The organism is Nocardia speluncae NBRC 108251 (assembly GCF_001613245.1).
GTDB classification, from domain to species: Bacteria; Actinomycetota; Actinomycetes; order Mycobacteriales; family Mycobacteriaceae; genus Nocardia; species Nocardia speluncae.
In genome coordinates, this window is record NZ_BDBZ01000009.1 from 65,780 (window position 1) to 87,037 (window position 21,258).

22 protein-coding genes are annotated in these 21,258 nt (G+C 64.5%); 14 read left to right on the forward strand and 8 right to left on the reverse strand.

The genetic code is table 11. From position 1 onward, the window contains the following. The first annotated feature begins 656 nt into the window (after positions 1-656). Positions 657-1,133, forward strand: a complete 477-nt coding sequence (locus tag NS6_RS12555) for a hypothetical protein (protein ID WP_068040876.1) — start codon at positions 657-659, stop codon at positions 1,131-1,133. On the opposite strand, the gene NS6_RS12560 is transcribed toward NS6_RS12555, so the two are convergent. Both NS6_RS12560 and NS6_RS35800 read right to left on the reverse strand, forming a co-directional pair. Further along, positions 1,122-1,565: a transposase gene (locus tag NS6_RS12560; protein ID WP_084470998.1), complete on the reverse strand. Its 444-nt coding sequence runs from the start codon at positions 1,563-1,565 to the stop codon at positions 1,122-1,124. The two genes, NS6_RS12555 and NS6_RS12560, sit on opposite strands and share 12 nt — an antisense overlap. Before the next feature lie 63 nt (positions 1,566-1,628). Beyond that, positions 1,629-1,856 (reverse strand): hypothetical protein, encoded by a 228-nt coding sequence (locus NS6_RS35800; protein WP_245669296.1) that lies wholly within the window; start codon positions 1,854-1,856, stop codon positions 1,629-1,631. A gap of 92 nt (positions 1,857-1,948) precedes the next feature. Here NS6_RS35800 and NS6_RS34685 point away from each other — a divergent pair, with 92 nt between their 5' ends. The 6 genes from NS6_RS34685 to NS6_RS12580 all read left to right on the forward strand — a co-directional run bounded on the left by NS6_RS34685 (position 1,949) and on the right by NS6_RS12580 (position 6,997). Next, positions 1,949-2,164: a hypothetical protein gene (locus NS6_RS34685; protein WP_169812502.1), complete on the forward strand. Its 216-nt coding sequence runs from the start codon at positions 1,949-1,951 to the stop codon at positions 2,162-2,164. Between the two features lie 108 nt (positions 2,165-2,272). Continuing rightward, positions 2,273-2,536 carry a hypothetical protein gene (locus tag NS6_RS35440; RefSeq protein ID WP_210747422.1) on the forward strand — a complete coding sequence of 88 codons (264 nt, stop codon included), beginning with the start codon at positions 2,273-2,275 and terminating at the stop codon, positions 2,534-2,536. Further along, positions 2,526-2,672: a hypothetical protein gene (locus NS6_RS35445; RefSeq protein WP_210747421.1), complete on the forward strand. Its 147-nt coding sequence runs from the start codon at positions 2,526-2,528 to the stop codon at positions 2,670-2,672. The genes NS6_RS35440 and NS6_RS35445 overlap by 11 nt, the downstream gene beginning before the upstream one ends. 338 nt (positions 2,673-3,010) lie before the next feature. Further along, positions 3,011-5,167, forward strand: coding sequence for an MMPL family transporter (locus NS6_RS12570; protein WP_068040880.1), 2,157 nt, complete (start codon positions 3,011-3,013; stop codon positions 5,165-5,167). Between the two features lie 5 nt (positions 5,168-5,172). Next, positions 5,173-6,345 carry a sensor histidine kinase gene (locus NS6_RS12575; RefSeq protein WP_068040882.1) on the forward strand — a complete coding sequence of 391 codons (1,173 nt, stop codon included), beginning with the start codon at positions 5,173-5,175 and terminating at the stop codon, positions 6,343-6,345. A gap of 1 nt (position 6,346) precedes the next feature. Then, on the forward strand, positions 6,347-6,997 hold the full coding sequence (locus tag NS6_RS12580; RefSeq protein ID WP_218024266.1) for a response regulator: 651 nt from the start codon (positions 6,347-6,349) through the stop codon (positions 6,995-6,997). Positions 6,998-7,332: 335 nt separating this feature from the next. Here the strand turns inward: NS6_RS12580 and NS6_RS12585 are convergent, their stop codons facing one another. Both NS6_RS12585 and NS6_RS12590 read right to left on the reverse strand, forming a co-directional pair. Continuing rightward, on the reverse strand, positions 7,333-7,974 hold the full coding sequence (locus NS6_RS12585) for a response regulator (protein ID WP_068040884.1): 642 nt from the start codon (positions 7,972-7,974) through the stop codon (positions 7,333-7,335). A gap of 4 nt (positions 7,975-7,978) precedes the next feature. Then, positions 7,979-9,280: a sensor histidine kinase gene (locus NS6_RS12590; protein WP_210747420.1), complete on the reverse strand. Its 1,302-nt coding sequence runs from the start codon at positions 9,278-9,280 to the stop codon at positions 7,979-7,981. Between NS6_RS12590 and NS6_RS12595 the strand changes: the two genes are divergently transcribed. The 4 genes from NS6_RS12595 (at position 9,279) to NS6_RS12610 (ending at position 13,601) form a co-directional block, all read left to right on the forward strand. Continuing rightward, the gene (locus NS6_RS12595) at positions 9,279-10,205 is read left to right on the forward strand and encodes an ATP-binding cassette domain-containing protein (protein WP_068040889.1); all 927 of its coding nucleotides are present in this window, start codon (positions 9,279-9,281) and stop codon (positions 10,203-10,205) included. The genes NS6_RS12590 and NS6_RS12595 overlap by 2 nt on opposite strands. A gap of 2 nt (positions 10,206-10,207) precedes the next feature. Continuing rightward, positions 10,208-10,951 (forward strand): hypothetical protein, encoded by a 744-nt coding sequence (locus tag NS6_RS12600; protein WP_084470999.1) that lies wholly within the window; start codon positions 10,208-10,210, stop codon positions 10,949-10,951. A gap of 970 nt (positions 10,952-11,921) precedes the next feature. Then, positions 11,922-12,413, forward strand: a complete 492-nt coding sequence (locus NS6_RS12605; RefSeq protein ID WP_174552591.1) for a DUF6083 domain-containing protein — start codon at positions 11,922-11,924, stop codon at positions 12,411-12,413. Between the two features lie 123 nt (positions 12,414-12,536). Further along, positions 12,537-13,601 carry a dTDP-glucose 4,6-dehydratase gene (locus NS6_RS12610; protein WP_068040893.1) on the forward strand — a complete coding sequence of 355 codons (1,065 nt, stop codon included), beginning with the start codon at positions 12,537-12,539 and terminating at the stop codon, positions 13,599-13,601. A 111-nt stretch (positions 13,602-13,712) separates the two neighbouring features. Here NS6_RS12610 and NS6_RS36220 read toward each other — a convergent pair whose 3' ends face one another. The 4 genes from NS6_RS36220 to NS6_RS12625 form a co-directional block, all read right to left on the reverse strand. Next, positions 13,713-13,844, reverse strand: a complete 132-nt coding sequence (locus NS6_RS36220) for a hypothetical protein (RefSeq protein ID WP_281211409.1) — start codon at positions 13,842-13,844, stop codon at positions 13,713-13,715. A 99-nt stretch (positions 13,845-13,943) separates the two neighbouring features. Further along, positions 13,944-15,041: a DegT/DnrJ/EryC1/StrS family aminotransferase gene (locus NS6_RS12615; RefSeq protein WP_068040895.1), complete on the reverse strand. Its 1,098-nt coding sequence runs from the start codon at positions 15,039-15,041 to the stop codon at positions 13,944-13,946. Beyond that, positions 15,038-15,523: a hypothetical protein gene (locus NS6_RS12620; RefSeq protein WP_068040897.1), complete on the reverse strand. Its 486-nt coding sequence runs from the start codon at positions 15,521-15,523 to the stop codon at positions 15,038-15,040. The genes NS6_RS12615 and NS6_RS12620 overlap by 4 nt, the downstream gene beginning before the upstream one ends. 17 nt (positions 15,524-15,540) lie before the next feature. Beyond that, entirely contained in the window at positions 15,541-16,224 is a 684-nt protein-coding gene (locus NS6_RS12625; protein WP_168443528.1) for an NAD(P)/FAD-dependent oxidoreductase, read from the reverse strand. 297 nt (positions 16,225-16,521) lie between these two features. On the opposite strand from NS6_RS12625, the gene NS6_RS12630 reads away from it, so the two are divergent. The 3 genes from NS6_RS12630 (at position 16,522) to NS6_RS12640 (ending at position 19,604) form a co-directional block, all read left to right on the forward strand. Continuing rightward, positions 16,522-17,832 (forward strand): helix-turn-helix domain-containing protein, encoded by a 1,311-nt coding sequence (locus tag NS6_RS12630; RefSeq protein WP_157112732.1) that lies wholly within the window; start codon positions 16,522-16,524, stop codon positions 17,830-17,832. Between the two features lie 42 nt (positions 17,833-17,874). Further along, positions 17,875-18,792, forward strand: coding sequence for a hypothetical protein (locus NS6_RS12635; RefSeq protein ID WP_157112733.1), 918 nt, complete (start codon positions 17,875-17,877; stop codon positions 18,790-18,792). A gap of 530 nt (positions 18,793-19,322) precedes the next feature. Continuing rightward, the gene (locus NS6_RS12640) at positions 19,323-19,604 is read left to right on the forward strand and encodes a hypothetical protein (RefSeq protein ID WP_068040905.1); all 282 of its coding nucleotides are present in this window, start codon (positions 19,323-19,325) and stop codon (positions 19,602-19,604) included. The last annotated feature ends 1,654 nt before the right edge of the window (positions 19,605-21,258 follow it).

A 21,258-nucleotide genomic window follows, 5' to 3' on the forward strand; every position in this document is an offset into this window, starting at 1 on the left:
AGCGGCCCAAGGTGACTCGGCAGGTCGTCGCCCTGCTTCGGGGGGATCGGCGGAGTGCGGAATCCTGGAAGGGCAACCGGGACCTGCGAACTCCCCGCCGCCACAGACGCCGGTATCGGCCGCCGCGGAAGTACGGGGTCGGCCGCGGTGAGCCAGATATCGGTAGAGTGACCTGATCTCGAATCGGACATTCGGTAGCAGGCCAGGCATAGCGCTCGGTCAGTGACTTCATCCTGCGGCAAGTATGCTGATCCGCTCGTCCACACCATCCGGTTCCGGCGCCGAACAGCACTCTTTCGCCGTATCCGATGGTGCTGCCATTCTCGGGAAGGCCGGGTGCCTGCTCGGATGAGAAAATATGTGCTCGTGCCTCGACTACCGGCAAAGGCGGCTAGTTGGAGATCAACTCGGTAGAGGGGACAACCGATCCCAAACCGTCGCCCTCGCCGGGACCGTCGCCGTCGCCACGCCTTTCGAAGCCCGAGGACTGGCAGGTCGAGCTCGACCCTCCATGCCAGGCATCGAAAGCTCTGGCCACCTATGTGGTCAAGGCCCGATCCATTTTCCGAAATGTGGCCGATACTCTGGGCACCCCGGACTATGCGGTCCCCCCACCCATAGCTCCACTCACGAATCCACCCGTGCCGTCTGCCGACATGACCATCAGTTTGGCCGGACTCGCCGCCGCATCGTATTCGACCGTCCAGAATACCCTGCAGGGCCATTCGGCGGAGTGGGATGGCGCCGACGGCACCGCCGTCACCATCACGCAAGGAGCCGCCACCGTAGGATCGGCGGCCCTGCGAAGAGTCAAGTACCTAGTGTGTCGATTACAGGATGTGTTGAACACAACCAACCTCGACCGAACGGTGCCCGCCTCCTACACCGAGCACCCTTCTGCCGGCGATGGTCTTACCTCGTATGCCGAATACAGGCTTGTCCTCACCATCGAACAAACGCTCGATCAAACCGTCGATATCGTCAGCAAGACCCAATCGGATCTGGGCCTCACAGAGTTGATTCCGTTGATTCCGGACTTTCCGATTGTTCCCGAAGGAATAGTGCCGCCCGGGCCCGTCCCCTTGCCCGAACGGCAGCGGCAGCCACAGGGGCCCACGGTGCTAGAGGTTTGACAGGTGGCGCCTCGACGGCCGGCCGTGACCGTCACATGCGCGATTGATATTCGTCGTCGGACCACCACAGGAGCGTCCGACGGCATGATCAAACGGTTCGCTGGGGCCTGGCCCGGATCCGTTGCCCCCCTGTGTGAACCACGCGGGTTCGCGCACCGGCCGCGTGCTGGTGAACGCGTACGAGCGGGAATCCACCGCCACCTCCCGATCGGGTTCGTCCATCGCTTCGGCGATCACTGGCACCCGTTGCATGAGCATCACCGAGGTGCCGATGCGTGACCACTGCCAGAACTTCGTTGTAGACCGTTTTCCAAGGCCCGTATCGTTCGGCAGCTCTCGCCACGCCGCACCGGTCTCGGCCTTGTAGAGCATCACGTTCAGGATCTGCCGATCCTCCACTCGTGGGCGGCCTTTTGCTCCCGAGGCCGGCAACTACGGCTCGATCGTGCGCCACTGTTTCTCGGTCGACTCATGTCTAAGTGCCACGACCACACATCACATCAATCCGGCGCCTCGACAGCACAGGCTTTGAGGACACTCTCCAGCGATCTCCCGGCGTCGCGTCGCCTGACCGATCGCCCCCAACAGTGGCCCGACAACGTGGTGCATGCTGCGACGCACGGGAACCTGACCTTGCTCGGTGAGCGGGACGGCGATGATCTCGATCGAGTCGGGTCCGCTCGGAGTGCGGACGACGGCAGCCCGGAAAGTAGGTGTGCTCATATTTCGCTCCTGTAGGGGTCGGTTCCGATGAGCTCGACAATGGTCCCCGGGTTTTGGAAGGTACTCGGAGCCGACTTGGAACGCTGTGGCCGGTGCACAGGACACCCGCCGCCCGACGCGGTTCAGCGTTGCCGCGGGGACGAAACCTGGCTGCCGAGATCATGATCGGCGTGTGTTCGGGCGTCGGCGGACCAGTGTGGGGCAGGCCACTGGTCGGCGACGGCGGCGGCCCGGAGGAAGTGGGCGGCGGCCTCGTCGTGCCGGTCGAGGAAGAGGGCGAGTTCGCCGAGCGTGTGGACGGTGCGTAGTCATCAAGGCGGGGAGCAGATCGGCTACGACGCCGGTAAACGGGTGCGGGGCCGTAACGGCATCTGCTGGTCGACACCGGTGGGCTGCTGCGTGGGCTGGTGCATTCGGTGTCGGTGCAGGACCGGCCCGGTGCCCGGATGGTGCTGGGCAGTATCCGGGCACGTTACCCGCTGCTGGGACTGGTGTGGGTCGACGGCAGTTACGTCAACACCGTCGATACCAGCGTGGTCGGGTGGGCTGCGGCGACCGAGGGTATCGAGATCGTGGCGGTGCCCCGTCACGCCGATGTGAAAGGCTTTCAGGTGCTGCCCGCAGGTGGGTGGTCGAACGCACGTTTCCTGGTTGACGAGGTGCAGACGATTGGCCCGTGACTACGAACGTAAAACCGCCCACGCCGAGGCGATGATCCGGCTCATGGCCGCCCGCCTCGCCGGGGAAGCCGTGGAACCCTCCGGCCCGATCGAAACCGAGGCCGCCCGCCGGCTAGCAGACGACCTCAGCAACTAACCGATCAGGTTCCCCAACATTTTCTCAGGCGACGGCTGAGATCACAGCAGAATGCGGGAACTATGAAATGTGGCAGCTTGGGACCGATGCGTTTTCCGAGCACGACTGAGCAGTTCGACTGACCACAGCAGCGCCAACAGGAAGCACGCGGCCACAGTAGTAGCGAAATGGCGAAGGCATTGACCCCGGGGTGGAGGCGTTTCGGCGCACAGCGAGAATCGACATCGTCGTGCGGCCGGTCTCCAGAACAATCGAAGCCGGTGTCCACCGATCGGTGGACACCGAATTCGACCGGTCGAGGCTGTCCTGGGGAGGAGGTCGGACAGCAGTATTCGAGTATGCGAAATCGCCTGGTGGCCACAGCCGGCTGGAGTGCACGTCGCCCGTGGCTCGCCATAATCGGATGGTTCGTCTTCGTTGCCCTGTGCATCGGGGTGGGAGCGGGGATCGGCGGGAAACCGGCTGCTACAGAGGATTTCCGGATCGGAGAAGCCGGGCGGGGTGAGGCGATCGCGGCCTCCGGTGGTCTGCAACCGCGAGCGGTGGAGCGGGTGCTCATCACCGGGGGTGGGGCCCGGCTGGACGGCGTGGCCGATAATGTCGCGCAGGAAGTTGCCGATCGGATGCTGCGGCTGCGGGAGGTCGAATCCGTGGCAGTACCGGTGTATTCACCCGGCAATACGGCGTTGCGGGTCGATGTGACCTTGATAGGGGCGGAGCTCGACGGGAAAAAGCATGTCGGTGCGCTGCGGGCGCAGACCGAGGAGGTGCAGCGGGCTCATCCCGAGCTGCTGATCGAGCAGACCGGTGGGCCTTCGATCAGCAGCGGTGTCGACGAGTTGCGCGGGCGGGACCTGGCCCGCACGGAGTTGATCGCATTACCGGTCACCTTCATCACCCTGATGTTCGTCTTTCGTTCAGTGGCAATGGCGCTGGTACCGGTGCTGCTGGCGGTGTCGTCGATCATCGCCGCCATCGGGTTGTCGATGCCCGCCTCGCACCTGTTTCCCGATAACGGTGTCGGCACCAACATCATCCTGCTCCTCGGTCTGGCTGTCGGCGTCGACTACACGCTGTTCTATTTGAAGCGTGCCCGGGAGGAGCGCGCCCGCTCCGGTGGAGTGCTGGGTGCACAGGCGTTGGTGGAACTGGCTGCGGCGACCTCGGGCCGGGCTGTGGTTGTGTCCGGGCTTGCCGTCGCGGCCTCCACCGCGACCTTGTACTTCGCCGATGACGTGATCTTCTCCTCGATCGCCACCGCAGCGATACTGGTGACGCTGGTCGCGGTGATCAGCTCGCTTACCGCGCTACCGGCACTGCTTGCGGTGCTCACCCGTCGGGCCGCACGCAAGGCCGCGGTTACCGCACCGAACCACCGTGAGCCGTCGAACGGCGGGCGATTCACCAGGTTCCTGCTCGGTAGGATAGCGATGAAACCTGCTGCTGGACTGGCGGTAGCGGTGACGGCGATGCTGGCGCTCACCGCGCCGGTGCTAGGTCTGGAACTCACCGATATGGGGCGGGAGACTCATCCGCGCACTATCCCCGCCATGCAGACCTTCGATCGTCTGAACGCCGCCTTCCCGGAACTGAAAGCGATGCACCGGGTGGTCGTCGCGGCGGAACCGGATCGGGCGAACGAGGTCACGGCCGCGCTGTATGCCCTGGCGCGACGGGCCGCGGCGGACCCGGCTCTGACGGGGACCTCGGACCTGCGTACCTCGGCCGACGGCCGCGTCGGTCTGCTGGAACTACCTGCGCCGCATTACGTCAGCGATAAAGCGGCCGTGGAGTCGCTCGAGAGAATCCGAGCGGACTACGTGCCGACCACGATCGGCGCCCTGTCCGATATCGACTTCGCGGTGACCGGTGACGTCGCACGCTACGCGGACTACCCGGCACATCAGAAACAGAAGTTGCCCGTGATCATCGCTGCATTGTTGCTCGCGACCTTCGTTCTGACGGCCGCGGCATTCCGGTCTCTCGCGCTCGGTGCGATCGGTGTGGTGCTGAACCTGCTCTCTGCGGGTGCATCTCTGGGACTGGTGACCCTGGTCTTTCAGCACACCTGGGCCGAGGACCTGCTCGACTTCGACTCGACCGGCACGATCGGTTCCCGGGTGCCATTGCTGCTGCTGGTGATCCTGTTCGGCTTATCGATGGACTATCAGATCTTCGTGCTGAGCCGGATCGAAGAAGCCGTCGACAAGGGGCTGAATACCAGGCAAGCCGTGCTCGAAGGTGTCGGCGGTTCGGCCGCGGTGGTGACCGGCGCCGCATTCATCATGGTCACCGTGTTCGCCAGCTTCGTTCCGCTGCACATCATAGAAATGAAGCAGATGGGCTTCGCGCTCGCTGCCGCCGTACTCCTCGACGCGTTTGTCATCAGGATCGTGATCCTGCCCGCGCTACTGCTCATACTGGGGGAGCGAACCTGGTGGCCGGTCCGGCCGGTCGGCACCACTGAACGCTTCGTACCGGTGAAAGTAGGTTGATCGAAATGTACGAGCAGCCGCGTACCGACGATCGATTCCGGGTGCGGATATTGCGGCGGTGGTACCACGGCTGTTGGGTCCTGTTCGGTCTGTGCCCGCCGGTGATCGCTGTGCACGACAGGATCGATGCCACGAAGTACGGGACGTGGGCGCTGGTGGCAGTACTCGCCGTGACCTACTTCGTCCTGAGGTGTTTTCCCGGCAATCCCCTGGTGCGGCCGAGCGGTTTCCTCTGGGTGCTCGTGCTGGTACTCGGCGGGACCGCGATCCTGCTCGACGGTGGCGCGGCGTTCTTCATCGTGTCGCTGCCCATGTTCTGGATTTATACCGCCACCCAGCGCCAGGCGATCGGCTTCATCGGTGCGGCCGCGGCCGCTACATTGATCGGTACTTTCACCGGGACGCCGTTTTCCCCGGGGAACGTGGTTTTTACCCTGATCGGCCTCGCCGGCGGTGTCTTGCTGGGGCTGTGGATGGACCGGGTGCTCGAACAGGGGGAAGAACGTGCCCGGATGCTCGGCGCCGAACTGGAACGCACACAATCGGAACTGGTCGCGGCGCACCAGCGGCAGGGCGCGGCCGAGGAACGTGAACGGCTCGCCCGCGAGATCCACGACACGCTGGCCCAGGGCTTTGCCTCCATCGTTGTGCTGGCCGAGGCGGCGCGCGCAGGCCTCGAAACCGATCCGGTGGCAAGCGCCGGACAACTCTTGTCCATCGAACGCACCGCCCGCGAAAACTTGACGGAAGCACGTGTCCTCGTCGGGCCGGCGCCGACGGGCGGTGTTGTGTCCGGCGGTATCGCACCGGCGCTTCGGCGCATTCTCGACAGGTTCGTCGAGGACACCGGGCTGGTCGTGGACGCGGAGCTGCACGATATCGGCTGTGATCAGCGCACCAGGATCGCACTGGTGCGCTGCGCCCAGGAATCGCTGGCCAATATCCGCAAGCACGCTGGGGCGAGCACGGTGAGCATCGTTCTGGCAGAAGGTACCTCCGGACCGGAACTCGAAATCACCGATGATGGAACAGGGTTCAGTCCCACTGCGGCCCGGGGGTTCGGCCTGAACGGTATGCGCGCCCGGCTCGCCGAACTCGGCGGTGAGCTCACCGTTACCAGTTCGCCCGGTGAAGGTACCCGCATCTTCGCCGTACTACCCGCCGACGATCGGACGTGATGTGGCAGAACCTCTACGCCTGATTCTCGCGGACGACCATATCGTCATGCGTGCTGGTCTCACGGCACTGCTCGCCGCCGAAGCAAGTATCGATATCGTCGGTGAAACGGAGGACGGCCGCGCCGCCCTCGAACTCGCGAAGCGACTGAAACCCGATGTAGCCTTGCTCGATCTGCGCATGCCGGTCATGGACGGCGTAGCCGCTACCCGGGAGATCACCGGCCGCACCACAACGCGCGTCCTCATCCTGACCACCTACGACACCGACTCCGATATCGAACGAGCCATCGAGGCCGGCGCTATGGGGTATCTCCTCAAGGACACCACTCGCGACCAACTCGTCGAGGCCATCCACTCCGCCGCCCGCGGCCGCACTGTCCTGGCTCCCCGGGTCGCGGATCTACTTGTCGCCCGGATGCGCCGCCCGGAACCGATACCCTTGACCGCTCGTGAAACCGACGTCCTGCAAGCCGTAGCCGCCGGGCTCTCCAACCCTGAAATCGGCAGGTTCCTGAGCATCGCCGAAGCCACCGTCAAGACCCATCTGCTTCGCATTTTCGCGAAACTCGACGTCAGCGACCGCACCCGCGCCGTGGTCGTCGCCCTGGATCGCGGGCTCCTGCCCCGGTCGAGGTCGGAAGGTCCGCGCTAGAGCCGGTCCGGATGCTCCGCTGCGTGCAGTTGCCCTCCGAATCACCATCACCTGCGGTGCATCACCATCACCTGCGGTGCGCCTCCAGCCATTACCGCCGCGGGCTGCGAGGGGACGACCAACGTACTGCGCTCGCGATTGTGATCGGATTAGAGCCGTTTAATTTGTCCAACATGTGCCCTCGGCAGGGCACATCGAAGATGGGAACGGGGACGACCTGCGGTTTTCGCGCGGTCGGTTGAGAATCGGAGCCGATTCCGGCCTGTAGACGCTCGGTGGTGGTCCAGACAGGGGTTGCAGCCATCCGGGACAATGCGCTCGGTGCAGTGGATCCCCTACACGAATCCCGATTCGTAGGCCACGATGACCGCCTGAGTGCGGTCTCGGGCGCCGAATTTCGCCAAGATCGAGCTGACATGGGTCTTCACCGTCTCCGACCCTACGTACAGGTCGGCCGCGATCTCCGCGTTCGATAGCCCTTTCGTCATCAGGCGCAGGACCGCCACTTCTCGTTGCGTGAGGTCAGCGCGGTCCAATATCGCGCGTGCGCTGTCGCTTCTGCGGCCTGCCGCCAGCAAGCGTACTGCGGCCGGATAGAGCACCGAATCGCCTTGTGCGACGGTGCGTACGGCGTTCGCGATCTCGACGGGGCGAGCGCGTTTGAGCAGGAATCCGTCGGCGCCGGCGCGCAACGCCTCGTAGACGTAGTCGTCGTTTTCGAAGGTGGTGATTATCAAGATCTTCGGTGGCTCCGGCACGGCTCGAAGTACCGTCCGGGTGGCTTCGATCCCGTCCATCAGCGGCATCCGCACGTCCATGGCGATGACATCCGGGCGCAGTCGCCTGACCTCGCCGACCACCGACACACCATCGGACGCTTCGCCGACCACCGTAATTCCCTCTTGCGCCTCGAGAATCGCCCGCAGCCCGGCCCGCGTCAACGGTTCGTCGTCTACCAGCAGCACCGAAATGGTCACCGAATCACCCTAGGCCGTGGGTCGGTAGCCGAACCCATGTCCGCCACTGCCCGTCCTCCAGGCCCATACGAGCATCGCCGCCGAGTAGTTCGGCACGTTCCCGAATCCCCCGCAGCCCGCTGCCGTGATCGGCCGGGACAGCTCGATCGGCCGCCGATTCGGCGGCAGGGACAGGATTCGACACGTCCAACTCGAGCCATTGCGCGTCCACGTACACACGAACCTGCACAGCGACGCGGCCGGCATGGCGCAGAGCATTGGTGAGTGCTTCCTGCAGAATTCGATAACCCTCGCGCGAAATCGGACCGGAAACCCGCTCTATCGGGCCGGTGATGTCGATATCGATGGTGGCTCCCGCCGAACGGGCCGAGTCGAACAGTCCGGAAGCCGCGGTCAGCATCGGACGCTGGTCCACGGGCGTGCTCGGCTCACGCAGCACTGCGAGCACGCGCTCCAGATCCCCCAACGCGGTGCGGCCCGTGTCTTCGATCGCAGCGAGCGCGGTGCCGGTGAACTCCGGCTCACCGGTCGCGCGGGCGGCACCGGCCTGCAACACCATCGCGGTGAGCGAGTGGCCGATCGAGTCGTGCAATTCCCGGGCGATACGGTTGTTTTCCAGCAGCCGTTGGGTGCGCTCTTCCAGAGCGTGCAGACGCGTCGAGGCCGAGGGGCCGAGCAACCACCGCGCGCAGGCGGTGACCAACTCACCGAGGCCGACCAGCAGAGCGAGCAGCACCAGAATCGGTAGCGGCGCGATTAGCGCATACCACCACCGCGGACCGGTGAGGGGTAGCAGCGTGTCCCCGGTGGGCCCGGCGCCCAGCGCCGCTCTCACGAAATCCGAGCACAGCAGGATCGCTGGTATGCCGACGCCGAACAACGCCGTGCTCAACAACAATCTGATCTCGAGCCACAGTACGGTCCGCCAGCGATCCGCCCAGTCGGCGGCAGGCGCCACGGCGATCGAGGCATCGGTGGCACCGCGTTCGTGCGGGGTGAGAAACAGTTGAGCCTGGATCGCCTCGGCCAGCCGCATTCCTGGGATCAACCCGATCGGTACGGCCAGCAGGAGCGGCACCCAAGGACTGTGCATGTCGATGAACATCCACAACGCCGCTGCGGTCATCGGCAGGGCCAGATGCAGTCCACGGGTATAGGTCACCGAACGTGCCAGTGGCCGCAACAGTGCTTTGAACACCATGCCATCGTGCCAGCGCTCGATGGCCGACGATTCCCCCGCGCGGGGGAGGCGATACCCGCTCGGTGGGGAAGTCTTGTCATCGCAGCCAGGCGATGGTGTGAGCATGACCAGTATCGAAGTCCGCGAACTCAGCAAGGTTTACCGACGCACCAGGGCTGTCGACGGGATCGACTTCTCGGTCCGCCCCGGGCGCGTCACCGGATTCCTCGGCCCCAACGGCGCGGGCAAGTCGACTACGATGCGGCTGATTCTCGGCCTGGATCGGCCGAGTTCGGGGACAGCGACCATCGGCGGTCGCCGGTTTCGCGACATCGACTGGCCACTGCGCACGGTCGGCGCCCTGCTCGATGCCGCAGCCGCGCATTCGGCCCGCACCGCGCATGACCATCTCCTCGCGCTCGCTGTCGGCAACCGTATTCCGGCCCGCCGGGTCACCGCGGTCCTCGAGGAGGTCGGGCTGGGGGCGATGGCAAGGCGTCGAGTCCGCACCTATTCGCTCGGCATGCGCCAGCGCCTCGGTATCGCGGCCGCGCTACTGGGTGATCCACCGGTCGTCATGCTCGACGAACCGTCCAATGGGCTCGATCCGGAGGGGATCATCTGGATCCGGGAAACGCTGCGCCGCTTGGCGGGCGAGGGCCGTACCGTGCTCGTCTCCAGTCACCTGATGGGCGAGACCGCCGCGTTCGCCGACCAGCTGATTGTGCTGGGGCGCGGCCGAGTGCTTGCCGATACCGCCTTGCAGACCTTCATCGGCGATCACGTGCAGCCGCGAGTCCGGGTGCGTACGACCGACGAAGCGCGGTTACGCGAGGTGCTGGCCGGTGCCGGAATCGATGCGATCGAGGAGTCCGGGCACTGGTTCATCCAGGGCCAGCGCCTCGACCGGATCGGCCCGCTACTCGCGGGCGCGGGCGTCCCGGTCCTCGAACTCTCCGATGAGCAGGCGTCTCTGGAACAGGCATACCTCGAATTGACCTCGGCCGACAGTGAATACGCGGCCACTACCCCCGCATCCGAGAAGGCATGACAATGACGTTCACCCCGGTACTTCGCTCGGAATGGATCAAGGCTCGATCACTGCCATCGCTGAACGGCATTCTGGTGCTGTTGCTCGCGGTGACGGTCGGACTCTCACTGCTCGGCAGCGCCACGCTTGCGCACGAAGCGAAGGGCACAGCGGATTTCGATCCGGTGCTGCTGTCGTTCTTCGGCATCAATTTCGGGCAGGTCATCGCCATCGCCTTCGGTGCGGCCTGCGCTTCGGGACCCTACCGCGACAACGGCATGCGAGTATGGCTCACGGCCGTTCCACGGCGGGGCCTGCTGTACTCGGCCAATCTGACCGTGATCGGTGCACTGACTTTCAGTGTCGGGCTCGTCACAGGTGTGATCTGCTTCCTCGTCGGCCGGCCACTCATCGGCGACGGCGCGATCGGACTGGACGATCCGGTCGGCTGGCGCGCCATGCTCGGCTGCGCGGTGCACCTGACGCTGATGGCGCTGATTGCTGCAGGGGTCGCCACCCTGCTGCGCAGTTCGGCCGCCACCATGGGCGTGCTGATCCCACTCGTCCTGATGCTTTCGTTCGTGCTCGGCGATGTCACCCGCGGTGGGAGCATCGCGGAGTTCCTGCCGGATCGTGCGGGCCGCCAGGTCCTGGTATACGACCCCACCGGCGTCCTCGGTCCCTGGACAGGTCTTGCGGTCACCGCATGCTGGGCAGCGGCGGCCATCGGAGTGGGCTGGATGGCGCTGCGCCGCCGCGACTCCTAGCTGGAACCGCTGGGCAGCAGTCCCGCCGAGGCGATGCCGAGCTCCTTGGCCGGCGGGCGCCGGGTGCCGCGGGGCGGGGCGACACCGTTTTCCCCTGGTGCGATCGCCACACCGATCTTCCAGTACCACTTCGACCTCGAAGCGACCATGTGTCACGTCGACAACGTGCCGCTCGAGGAAACGCGCCGCCTTGCGCGACTCGACTTACCGGCTCAGGAATTCGCTACTCGATGATGGTGTGCATTGTGTGGAATGCCACCGCAGGACGTTGAGAAGAGCTGCGGCCTGCTGTCACAGTGAAACTGCGTTTTACCTGCGGAAACGCGGTCGCAGGTTTGTGCCCTCGGCGGGGCACGTCGAACATGGGAACGGGGACGACCTGCGGTTTTCCTGTGGGCGGTTGGTGGTCGAAGCCGATTATGAGTTATAGGTGGGTGGTGCTGCTGTCTCGCTGTACCGCTTGCCATCGTGCGATCGCATGGAAGGTGTTGGCCTGAAGTCGTGTGAGTGTCTCTGCCTCCGTTCCGTCGGCGAGGATGATTTCGAAGTCAGCTTCTGGTCCGTTTGTCCGTCGAGGCTGGCGGTCGGTGAGGTGTGGCTCGACGGGTTCGGTTGCACGGGGCGGCATGCGGGGGAGTATCTCGTATCAGTTGGTTTGCGAGGAAGGACACGCTCGAACCCTCGGTAATGCCGATCACCGGAGGTTCACGGAAGCCGCCGCACGACGTGCGGGTGGCGATGGTTCGGATATGCGTCGTCGATAGGCTCAAGGTGATGTCGCAGGGCTGTTCCGGTATGGGTATCTCATGCGTTGATCACGGTGTGCCGACCGAGGAGGCGCCGGGTCCGCCGTTGGTGTCTCGGTACGGATCAGGTAGCCACGCCCTGCAGGGCCATTCTCGGGCTCCGGCGGATCGGCAGAAGCGCTGAAAGCTGTTGGCCTTCGACGCAATCGTGAAACCATCTTCGTGTGAGTAACTCGGTGTGCATGGTCTGTGGGGCGAGTGAGGGCGCGCAGGAAAGGCCCGTTCCGATGCGGACGGTCACCTGCGATCAGTGTTGGGACGAGGCGGTAAAGTTCCCGGACCGGGAGCCGGAGAAACTCGACCTCGAGCTGACCGTCGACCAGCTACGCGTCGCACCGGTGGCCGACGCCAGAGAAGGCACACCCACGGCGTGCAAGCACTGCGAGACCGAATGCTCATGGCATCGGACCAGAAACGGCCGTTGGCTGCTGATGGAACCGGGGTTCTATCCCACCGCGAAGATCCCGCCGGGCAAGCGTTGGCGCGTTGCGGGCGATGGCACCGCGATCAATCTTGGTGGTGCTAATCCGACTGACGAGTGCCGGATCACCCATTTCGACGTCTGCCCTGCCAGACGGGCTCCCGAGGACGGGACGCTGCTGCTTGCCATCTGGAGGGGGAACCACCGCGAATGGATGGCGCGACAGAACCAGTAACGATTCCGCGGATAGCTCGGGGACGGGTGTGGTCGGGGCCGTGGTAGTTGATGTTGCGATCTCCACAGGCGCCGACCACGCGATATCAGCCACATCCGTGGGGCTGGGCTAGGCTCAGCGATTATGGCCGTTTACCTCGTCACCGGCGCTGCCGGGTTCATCGGCGCAAACTATGTGCACCTCCTGACCGGCTGGGAACCGGACGCGCAGGTGGTGGCGGTGGACTACGTCGGCTTCGCGGGGAACATGGCCAACCTGGATCCGGTGATCGACCAGGTGAGCTTCGAACGGGTCGATATCGCCGACCCAGCGGCAATGGAGACGATCTATCGCCGGTACCGGCCCGACTATGTGGTGAACTTCGCCGCCGAATCGCACAATGATCGCGCGATCCTCGGACCTGGCGCATTCATGCGGTCGAACGCGCTGGGTGCGCAGGTGATGGCCGAATGCAGCCGCATCGTCGGGGTGACCGCGCATGTGCACGTGTCGACGATCGAGGTGTACGGGGAACTGGCGGCGGGCCAGCGCTGGTTCACCGAGCGCAGTCCGTTGAACGCCAAGACGCCCTACAGTGCGGCGAAGGCGGCCGGGGACCAGATCGTGCGCGCATATATGGCGACTTATCCGGAACTCGATATCCGGATGACGCACTGCGCCAACAACTACGGCCCCTATCAATTGCCGGAGAAGCTGATCCCGCTCGCCGTGACGAATCTGCTGCGGGGCAAGAAGGTACCGGTCTACGGCGACGGGCTGCAATCACGGGACTGGCTACACGTGGCCGACCACTGTTCCGCGGTACACCGCGTCTTGCACGCCGACTTGGACCCGATTCCGGCCGCCGCGGGCACCGACCCCGGACTGTTGCCGATCTTCGATATCTCCGCACGCCGTGAGGTCACCAACCTCGATATCGCCCGTCGTGTCGTGACCGCGCTCGACCTGGATCCGCAGGAGTGGATCGAACACATCCCCGACCGGCCGAACCACGACCGCCGCTACCTCATCGATCCGGCCAAGCTGGAAACCGATCTCCAGTGGCGGCCTGAACACGAGTTCGAGGCCGGAATTGCCGAGACCGTGGCCTGGTACATCGAGCATAGAGACTGGTGGGAGACGATCATCGCCGCCAAGGGCGAGCTCGGGTTCGACTGGAGTCAGATGGGTCCTGCTCCGGCGCATTAGCCGCCGGAGCGCGGTCTCGGCCGCCAGTGAACACGCGACGAATCCGTTCGCTCGTCGAGGCGCGATCGCCGAACTACTACCAGGTCCGTCGCTGGGCTGGCCCGCAAGTTGTCAGGTCAGGAGTACCAGCGCGAAATCGGCCACTCGGGTGCTCTGCCTGCGGGACTCTTCCGCGAATGCCTCGTCCAACCACGGATGGTCGAACCGCATGGCATTGAGTTGAGTCAGGAAATCGGGTCCCACCGCGCGATCCTACGACTTCGCGGGTCCGCGCCCGTCTCCGCCGTGTGGGGCGTTCCGAGAATGCGTCGATTCTTTGCCGGGCTGCCCCAACCCTGCGAACTAACCGCCGATCGCGGCCTCGACCGCGGTGATCACCTGTTCGATAGTTTCGTTGTCCATGCTCCGCCATAGCGGTAGGCAGAGGTGGCGGTCAGCGAAGTCGTCAGCGGAGGGAAATGCGTCGGTGACGTTGAGGGCGGCAAACACCGGCTGGCCGTGCAGTGGCTGCTCGTAGACTCCCCGGGCCAAGGCCACACCGTGCTCGGCGACGGCCGCGCGGAAAGCCGTGCGGTCGATGCCTTCGCCGAGCAGAGTGACGCATTTATGGCCACTTACCTGACCTTGGGGAGCAACGGTCGGGAAGGTCAGACCCGGTGACGCCAGCTCCGCGGCGTAGCGGTCGATAACCTCTCGTCGGGCATCGACATCGCGGGTGAGGTGCTCGAGTTGAGCACTGCCGATCGCGGCGCCGATCTCGGTCATCCGCCAGCTGTTACCGGCGATTATGTGCCGGCCGTTATCGTCTTTGCCCTGGTTGCGGGCTCGGCGGGCGAATGCGGCCACGTCGGGGTCGTTGGTGGTGAGCGCTCCACCCTCGCCGCCGGTGGTGATGACCTTGGTGGCGAAGAACGACCACGCCGCCGCCAGCCCGAACCCGCCTGCCGGTGTACCCGCCTGGTGCGCACCGTGGGCGTGGGCGGCGTCCTCGATCAACGGCACCCCGGCGTGGGCACAAATCCGTGCAAGTTCGGGGAGGTCTGGGCTGAGGTAGCCGCCTATATGGACCACCACCACTGCAGCAACGTCAGGGGTGAGGCGGGCGGCGATATCGTCGAGGTCTGGGTAGAGGCCGGAGTCATAGAGCTGCACTCGGGCACCGGCGTTGCCGGCGGCGGCTGCGGTTGCGTAATTGGTGTTCGTCGGCACCAGCACGGCGCGTCCGGACACCTCGAGGCTGCGGAAGATGATCTCGAGTGCGGTGGATCCGGAGTTGACCGCCACCGCATGGTGGGTGCCGGCCATCGCTGCGACTGCGGCCTCGAAGGTTTCGGTGTGGCGGCCCAGCACGAGGTTCCCGGACCGCAGGATTTCCTCGATGGCTGCGAGTGCGACGCGGACCTCGGCCTCGGGCAGAGCCGCGGCGAACGGAACGATCATTGTGCCTGCACCTCCTGGTGGACCGCCCACGGCGAGATCCCGACGAGTTCACGGGCACCGTCGAGATCGCGAAGCGTCGCGGGCGCCAAGCCCAGCGGTTGCATCTCACCGGTGACCGCTGCGGCCACGTCACGGGAGGCGTGCAACGCCAGAGTCATCTTTCCTGGTAGTACGGTCCACAGCCCGCCGATCTGTTCACGCCGTTGATGGTCGACGACGGTGTAGTTCGGGGAGGTGCCCCACTGGTCCTGGTCGCGGATCGTGTGTTCGGTCTTCGAACACACCCACGCGACCGGCTCGGCATGGTCGATCACTCCCGGCGCGATCCACTCGGCCAGTTCCCCGTCGAGTGCGGCGGCTTCCGCAGTGGGAACGGGCCAGCGCCCGCGCCGCTCTACCGTGCGTTGTGCTCCGCCGTAACGAGAAGCCAGCACGGTGCCGACGACAGCGGCGGGTGCGAGGGCCGGCCAGCCGAACTCCAAGCCGATGACCGGACGGGTCAGGGCACCGGGTAGGCGGTCAGTATCTCCAGCCGCGAGGCCAGCTCGGCACCGATCACCGAGCCGGCACGATCGAGCAGGTCTCGGGTTCCTATGCCCGCGCACACCACCACCTGCCGCGCCCGCACCACCCCGTCACCGGTGCGTACGCCGCGGACCCGGCCGTTGTCGATGAGGATCTGGTCGGCGGTGAGGCCCACCGACACCTCGACTCCCAGGTCGATGCAGCGTGCGACCAGCACGGTCAGCAACGCCCGCGTGTCGATGACCACCTCGTGGATCGCGCAGGCCGCGATGTCACGGCCTTCGGTTCGGAAGACCGCGCCGAGGAGGCGACGATCGACCCTGTTGTGGACGATATCGTGTCTGCGCCAAAGGGTTTGGTAGATGTGCAGGGTCTTCGAGGTCGCGAAGTACCAGCACGGTTCGGCCGAGACCAGACAGTCGGGGAACGAGGACCGGTAGGCGAGCTGTGCTTGTCGGCAGGCGGCGACGATTTCGGGATGCCATCGGGCGTATAACGCCCCGGAGTGAATGAGTCCGTGGTTGCTGGTAGTCGCGCCTGCACCGAGTAGGTCGCGCTCGATCAGCCGTACTCGTCGGCCGGATTCCGCGAGTCGGGCCGCGGTCATCAGGCCGGTGACCCCACCGCCGACGATCACACAATTGACATCGATTGCCATCGTCCACCGCCTTATCTGCCTGTGGTTGGAAGGCATCAGGCGCCCAAGCCTCCGCCTCGGCCTCCGGAATTCGGAGAACAGCTCAGCCCAGCTCCGAAACCCGCCGCACGGGCATACTCCCGGGCACCTGATGCTGGTATCCAGCCTGCATCGAGCCAATACTGTTGAGCGAGCGCATATACCGGGCACGCGAATGTGCAGAATATGCGGTCGACAACCACGGCTCCCGCATACAGTCTGGGCCATAGTGACGGAATCAGTGCAGGTCAAATAGGTGGTGGGGCTATGAATGACCCGATGTTCGCATGGGATACAACAGAATTCCGTGCCGCGCTGGCCCAGGGACGACCAGGGCGTGCGTTCACGCTGGTCCGCAAGGCCGCCGGGCTTACCCAGGCCGGGTTCGGTGAACTCATGCACTGGAACCGCACTCACGTGGGCCGGATCGAGCGCGACGAGGTCGCCACGCTGTGCGATATCTACCAGCTGGGACGTGCCGCCGACGTGCTCGGGATCCCGCGGTTGGCGTTGCTGCCGGCCTTGCTCCAAACCTCGGAGGTTGGGAACATCGAGATCACCGACTATGAAGGAGCCGATGTGGACCGTCGACAGTTCGGGCAGGTCAGCGCCCTTATCCTTGGCGCGGCCCTGACCACGACCGCGTCATCGGCGAATGCTGCCGCACCAGCTACGCCCCGGCTGGTCGGGGCCGACCATGTCCGGCATTTCGCGGCGACTGCGGATCGGTTGTGGGCCCATGACAACGATTTCGGCAGCGGCGGCATGCTTCAGGCCGCGGTTGATCAGTTCACCACCGCGCAGCGGTTGCTCGATCACGCCGACTACGACACCGCGACCGGGACCGAATTGTCGGCCGTGACTGCTGATCTCGGACTGGTGAGTGGGTGGCTGGCCTACGACAGTGGCGATCAAGCCACGGCCGCCCTCTGCTACAAAGATGCGTTGATCCTGGCCGAACGTGCTGGTGATGATTCCGTGGCCGCAGACATCATCGATGCACTACGCCAGCAGGCATGGACCGGTGGGCGCATGCGCGAAGCGTTGCAGCTGAGCCTGTGGGCCAGTGACCGCAGCCGCGGTGATCGCTCCGCGCGTTTGCAGGCCATCCTCACCGCTCGCGAAGGCGTCGCTTACGCCGCAGTCGGTGATCGCCGTGAATGCGAACGCACGCTCGCCGCCGCCTGGCGCCAAGTCGACCGGGGCCTGGACGACCCGGACGATCCGGTCCGGCTGCATTACATCACCGCGGATGAAATTCGCACCATCGAAGCCCACGCCCGCCGATATCTCGGTGAATACGACACCGCCGCCGGGATCTACCACGACACCATCCATGCGGGCCGGCAACCCTTGCGCGACGAGGCGTCATACCGCGCCTACTACGCCGCTTCTCTGGCCGATCTCGGCGACACCCAGGCCGCATTGGCCGAAGGGCTCACCGCCCTCGCCCTGTTCGAAGGACCCGTGAAATCCCCGCGGCTGGTCAACGAGATGCGGCCAGTACATCACCTTGCGCTCAGCACCTCCGGCAGCGACGCCGAAGAGTTCCGGATCCGATTCCATACCCTGACCACCATCGCTGCCTGATCGAGACAGGGCCATCGGACGAAACAGAACGGGATCTAACAATTGAGTAAGAAGAAAAGGAATAAATCCGGCAAATACAAGCGGGATAAAAAGGGCTTCGACCTTCTTATGGTCGCAGCGAAAGATGCCATCGAGGCTGTCGTGAGGCCTGTGCTCGGCGATATCGCTTTGGGTGATCTGGACGCCGACATCGTAAAGTCGCTGCGGGACAATATTGTGGCAGCAGGCTACTCGGACTTGTATGCAGACCTGGTCCGTTTGATACTATGCGACATGATCGATCTCGCGGAGGTCCGTGAGGTTGTCACCAACAATGTAGCAGCTGAACTTTCGTCATCGGTCGGGGGATTCGCGAACTTCTTTCAGAGGCTGGAGTCCGGAAACGAAACGATTGAACCGGAGTCATTCCGCGATCTCGTAGCCTACATTCTCCAGCGTTATGTTCTGCCGATTCGTGAGGGTGCGACACCCGATACGACGCTCACCGACGCATGGGTGGAAGTCGAGCGCATTGCGGGAGATACCCCCGATCTCTACATAGAATTCGCGAAACTCGTATTCTCCGAGGCTGTCGTGGCAGCGCATCGAGACGGATACGACCCAGCTCAGCTCTTTGATGCTTCTGGCGGCACAGAAGACCCCTACCAGAACTTGGTAACCGTGCTGGAGCATCTACGTGAATCCGATGAGGGGATGGAAAAATTTGAAGAACTGGCTTCCAGTCCCGATGGCGATGTGAGTAGCACTGTTCTAATCGCGATGCTGACAAATGAGGTACTCAAACAGTTCGACCTGCAGACTATGCCGTCGCATAAGCGGTTGCACCGGGATGTGGTTGAATTTGTGGTCGGTCTTCGATGGGACGAGGTCGATCTCGACGCTAGCGAGCTTGCCATCCCGGAAGACTTGGCCGTACGGCTAGAAGCCGAGCGTGACCGAATGTGGGGGTCTCAGAGCTAATTTCTTGTCGTGCAACGCTCGTTAGGTAATCGGGTCGCCGGATTCGGGGCCGACGGTGAAGTCGTGGACCGGTTCGGCCTGCTGGACCGGTTTAGTCCGTCACCGGCGTGAGCGAGCTCGACCTCGGAGTTGCGCCACGCCCGTTGAGCGATCGCTGCTGCGGCAATTAGCATCGGATCTGCCTCGTCACCAACGGTGCTCCGGAATGCCGACCGCAGGGCTTCTATGTCGATGTTCTCCACAGTAGGCTCCCCTCGTGTATCCCTGGTTCGCCCGCCACAGGCGAAGCGGCACGAAACCGTGCCGCTGGTCGTGAGGCCTTCGGGGGATGGCCGCGAGCGTCGAAAGTCTGGTCTGCTCCAGGCATTCAGCACAGCGTCGAGTCGGTTACTTGTATGGAGCCGGCTTCACGACGGTCATCGGCTGCTGTCGCGAAGTGGCGGGTAGTCGGACGACGTTGTGTGAGCTTATCGGCGAGAATGTCCGCGTAGTTGCCACGCTCGGTGCGTGGATGGCCGACAATTGTCGGTATGGCTGGCGCGGAACAGGTCGATCCCGCCGACTCGGCGGCAGTGGGGTTGGAGGTATCGCCGAGCCAGGGATCGGCTGACACCGCAAGTGCGGAAGGCCACGATGTCCATCGTGGTTGTCTGGGCGAGCTACCTGGTGCGCGCGGTGGCGTCTCGGCGTCGTTCGAGATTCGCTATGTCGACGGTGGGGAAGGAGAGCGCCGCGCCGCGGTGCAGGCCAAGGCGATTGCCGAGCTGTTGGTCTGGCTCCGCGATCATGGAGACGGTGGCGGTGTGAGCTGAATCCGGGCGGTGCTGGCCAGGCAGGCGATCTCCCTCTAGTTCAGCAGCCGGTCTGGAAGGGGTAGCAGCCCGCTGGGAGTTGTGGCTGCATAGGCGCAGGCAGCTCGTCGACCGGCGCAGGCAGCTGTTCTTCCGCAGGAGGCGGCGGTAGTTCCACCGAAGTCGCAGACGGTGGGGTCGTTTCCTGGTCAGGTGCTCTGTTGGCTTCGGGTTGGAGGTGGGTTGTCAGCCAGAGGCCGCCAGTGACTGCGACGATTGCCGCCATGGCGGCGACCAGTGGGCCCCCGACACGGCGGCGGACCGGGGTGGATGCCTGTGCTGCGGTTGTGGGCGGCGCCGAGACTGCGGGAATGGGCCAGCGGTCGGGGTCGCCGAAGCGGCCGGCTGCAGGAATTGCCGTGCGTGGTGCGGTGGGTGCCGGACGTGGCGACACCGGCTGAATCGGTGTCGATGTGGGATGAGGCAGCCGGGCTTGCGGCATGGCGGCGGGCCTGGGTTTCGACGGTCTCGGGACCTTTTTGACGTCGGGGAGTTGACCGTCGACGAGGATTAGTTGTTCGATCTGGGTCTTTGTTCCCCGGACCAGGGTGGTGCGGCCGACAGGGTACCAGCTGTGCGGATCCCTCCCGTTGCCATGGTATTTTCCGCCGCAGGCGCATACACAGTCCCACACTCGCGTCACCTTTGCGGTTTGGCATCGTGTGTCGCACTGCTCTTCTATGGTTCTTCCTTCGTCTACACGTGTGATCTCAAGGCGTACTTTGGTGGGGCCGTACGCGTGGGCAATTGACCCGACCAAAGGAATCATGTGGCTTGCGGCGAGCTTCCAGGCCGGGACTCCGTGGCGGCGAACCCGCTCGATCGGGATCCCTTTGCCGAGTACGCGTCGAAGCCACCTGCGGGCCGAGTACTCGTCGTCGGGCAGGTAGACGTACAGCTCGGTTGTTTCGGTTCCGGGCGCGATCGCGCGCTCTATCCAGGGGCGGGCCGACATAGATTCTTCCACTTCGTGTTTCCGGCGTTCGTCGAGCCGGTCGGATCAGGTTTCCGACTCAGTGTGGGGAGAGGTACCGACAGGATCCGTGCAGATCATGACGGTAAGCGTCACGCAGTGACGGCTATGCGTCATCGTCACGTATTTTTTTTGCGTTCCGGGCTCGGTAGGCGCGCTGCCTGCATCGGGCCGAACAGTGTCTGGCGTCGGCGCGCAGAAGCCGACCACCCGGATTTATTCGCGACCCGCAGCCGAGGCACGCAATCCCGATCTCGGGCCCCTCGCCCGCGTCCAGGTACCGGCTAGCGGCCATCGTTCGTTGGTGGATCATCACGCAGCGCTTGCGGTCACGGTAGGCGCGGGCGACGCAGGCCGCTGAGCAGTAGCTGCGCTTCGGGTGCGCGTCCCGGGACAGTACCGTCCGACACACGGGACACCTGCGGCGGGAAGACTGGCCCATATCTCCATATTCACCCACCACAACGCTTGCAGTGGCCGAACCATCAACGGCAGGTAGAAATTTCGTGTTCGCGGCACGGCTCGCCGTCAGCGCTACCTGGGTACCTGGCCACCAGGTCCGCCTAGAAACAGCGGTCAGGATCTATCGGCGCCGATATCCGAACGTCGGCGAGAGCGGGCACCGATGCAACTACATCCGGG

What these genes read in the sequence shown, in the direction of transcription:
- NS6_RS12555 (WP_068040876.1), top strand. Translation starts at nt 657, where the DNA reads ATGACCATCAGTTTGGCCGGACTCGCCGCCGCATCGTATTCGACCGTC.
- NS6_RS35800 (WP_245669296.1), bottom strand. Translation starts at nt 1,856, where the DNA reads ATGAGCACACCTACTTTCCGGGCTGCCGTCGTCCGCACTCCGAGCGGA.
- NS6_RS12570 (WP_068040880.1), top strand. Translation starts at nt 3,011, where the DNA reads ATGCGAAATCGCCTGGTGGCCACAGCCGGCTGGAGTGCACGTCGCCCG.
- NS6_RS12575 (WP_068040882.1), top strand. Translation starts at nt 5,173, where the DNA reads ATGTACGAGCAGCCGCGTACCGACGATCGATTCCGGGTGCGGATATTG.
- NS6_RS12595 (WP_068040889.1), top strand. Translation starts at nt 9,279, where the DNA reads ATGACCAGTATCGAAGTCCGCGAACTCAGCAAGGTTTACCGACGCACC.
- NS6_RS12590 (WP_210747420.1), bottom strand. Translation starts at nt 9,280, where the DNA reads ATGCTCACACCATCGCCTGGCTGCGATGACAAGACTTCCCCACCGAGC.
- NS6_RS12600 (WP_084470999.1), top strand. Translation starts at nt 10,208, where the DNA reads ATGACGTTCACCCCGGTACTTCGCTCGGAATGGATCAAGGCTCGATCA.
- NS6_RS12610 (WP_068040893.1), top strand. Translation starts at nt 12,537, where the DNA reads ATGGCCGTTTACCTCGTCACCGGCGCTGCCGGGTTCATCGGCGCAAAC.
- NS6_RS12615 (WP_068040895.1), bottom strand. Translation starts at nt 15,041, where the DNA reads ATGATCGTTCCGTTCGCCGCGGCTCTGCCCGAGGCCGAGGTCCGCGTC.
- NS6_RS12625 (WP_168443528.1), bottom strand. Translation starts at nt 16,224, where the DNA reads ATGGCAATCGATGTCAATTGTGTGATCGTCGGCGGTGGGGTCACCGGC.
- NS6_RS12630 (WP_157112732.1), top strand. Translation starts at nt 16,522, where the DNA reads ATGTTCGCATGGGATACAACAGAATTCCGTGCCGCGCTGGCCCAGGGA.
- NS6_RS12640 (WP_068040905.1), top strand. Translation starts at nt 19,323, where the DNA reads ATGGCTGGCGCGGAACAGGTCGATCCCGCCGACTCGGCGGCAGTGGGG.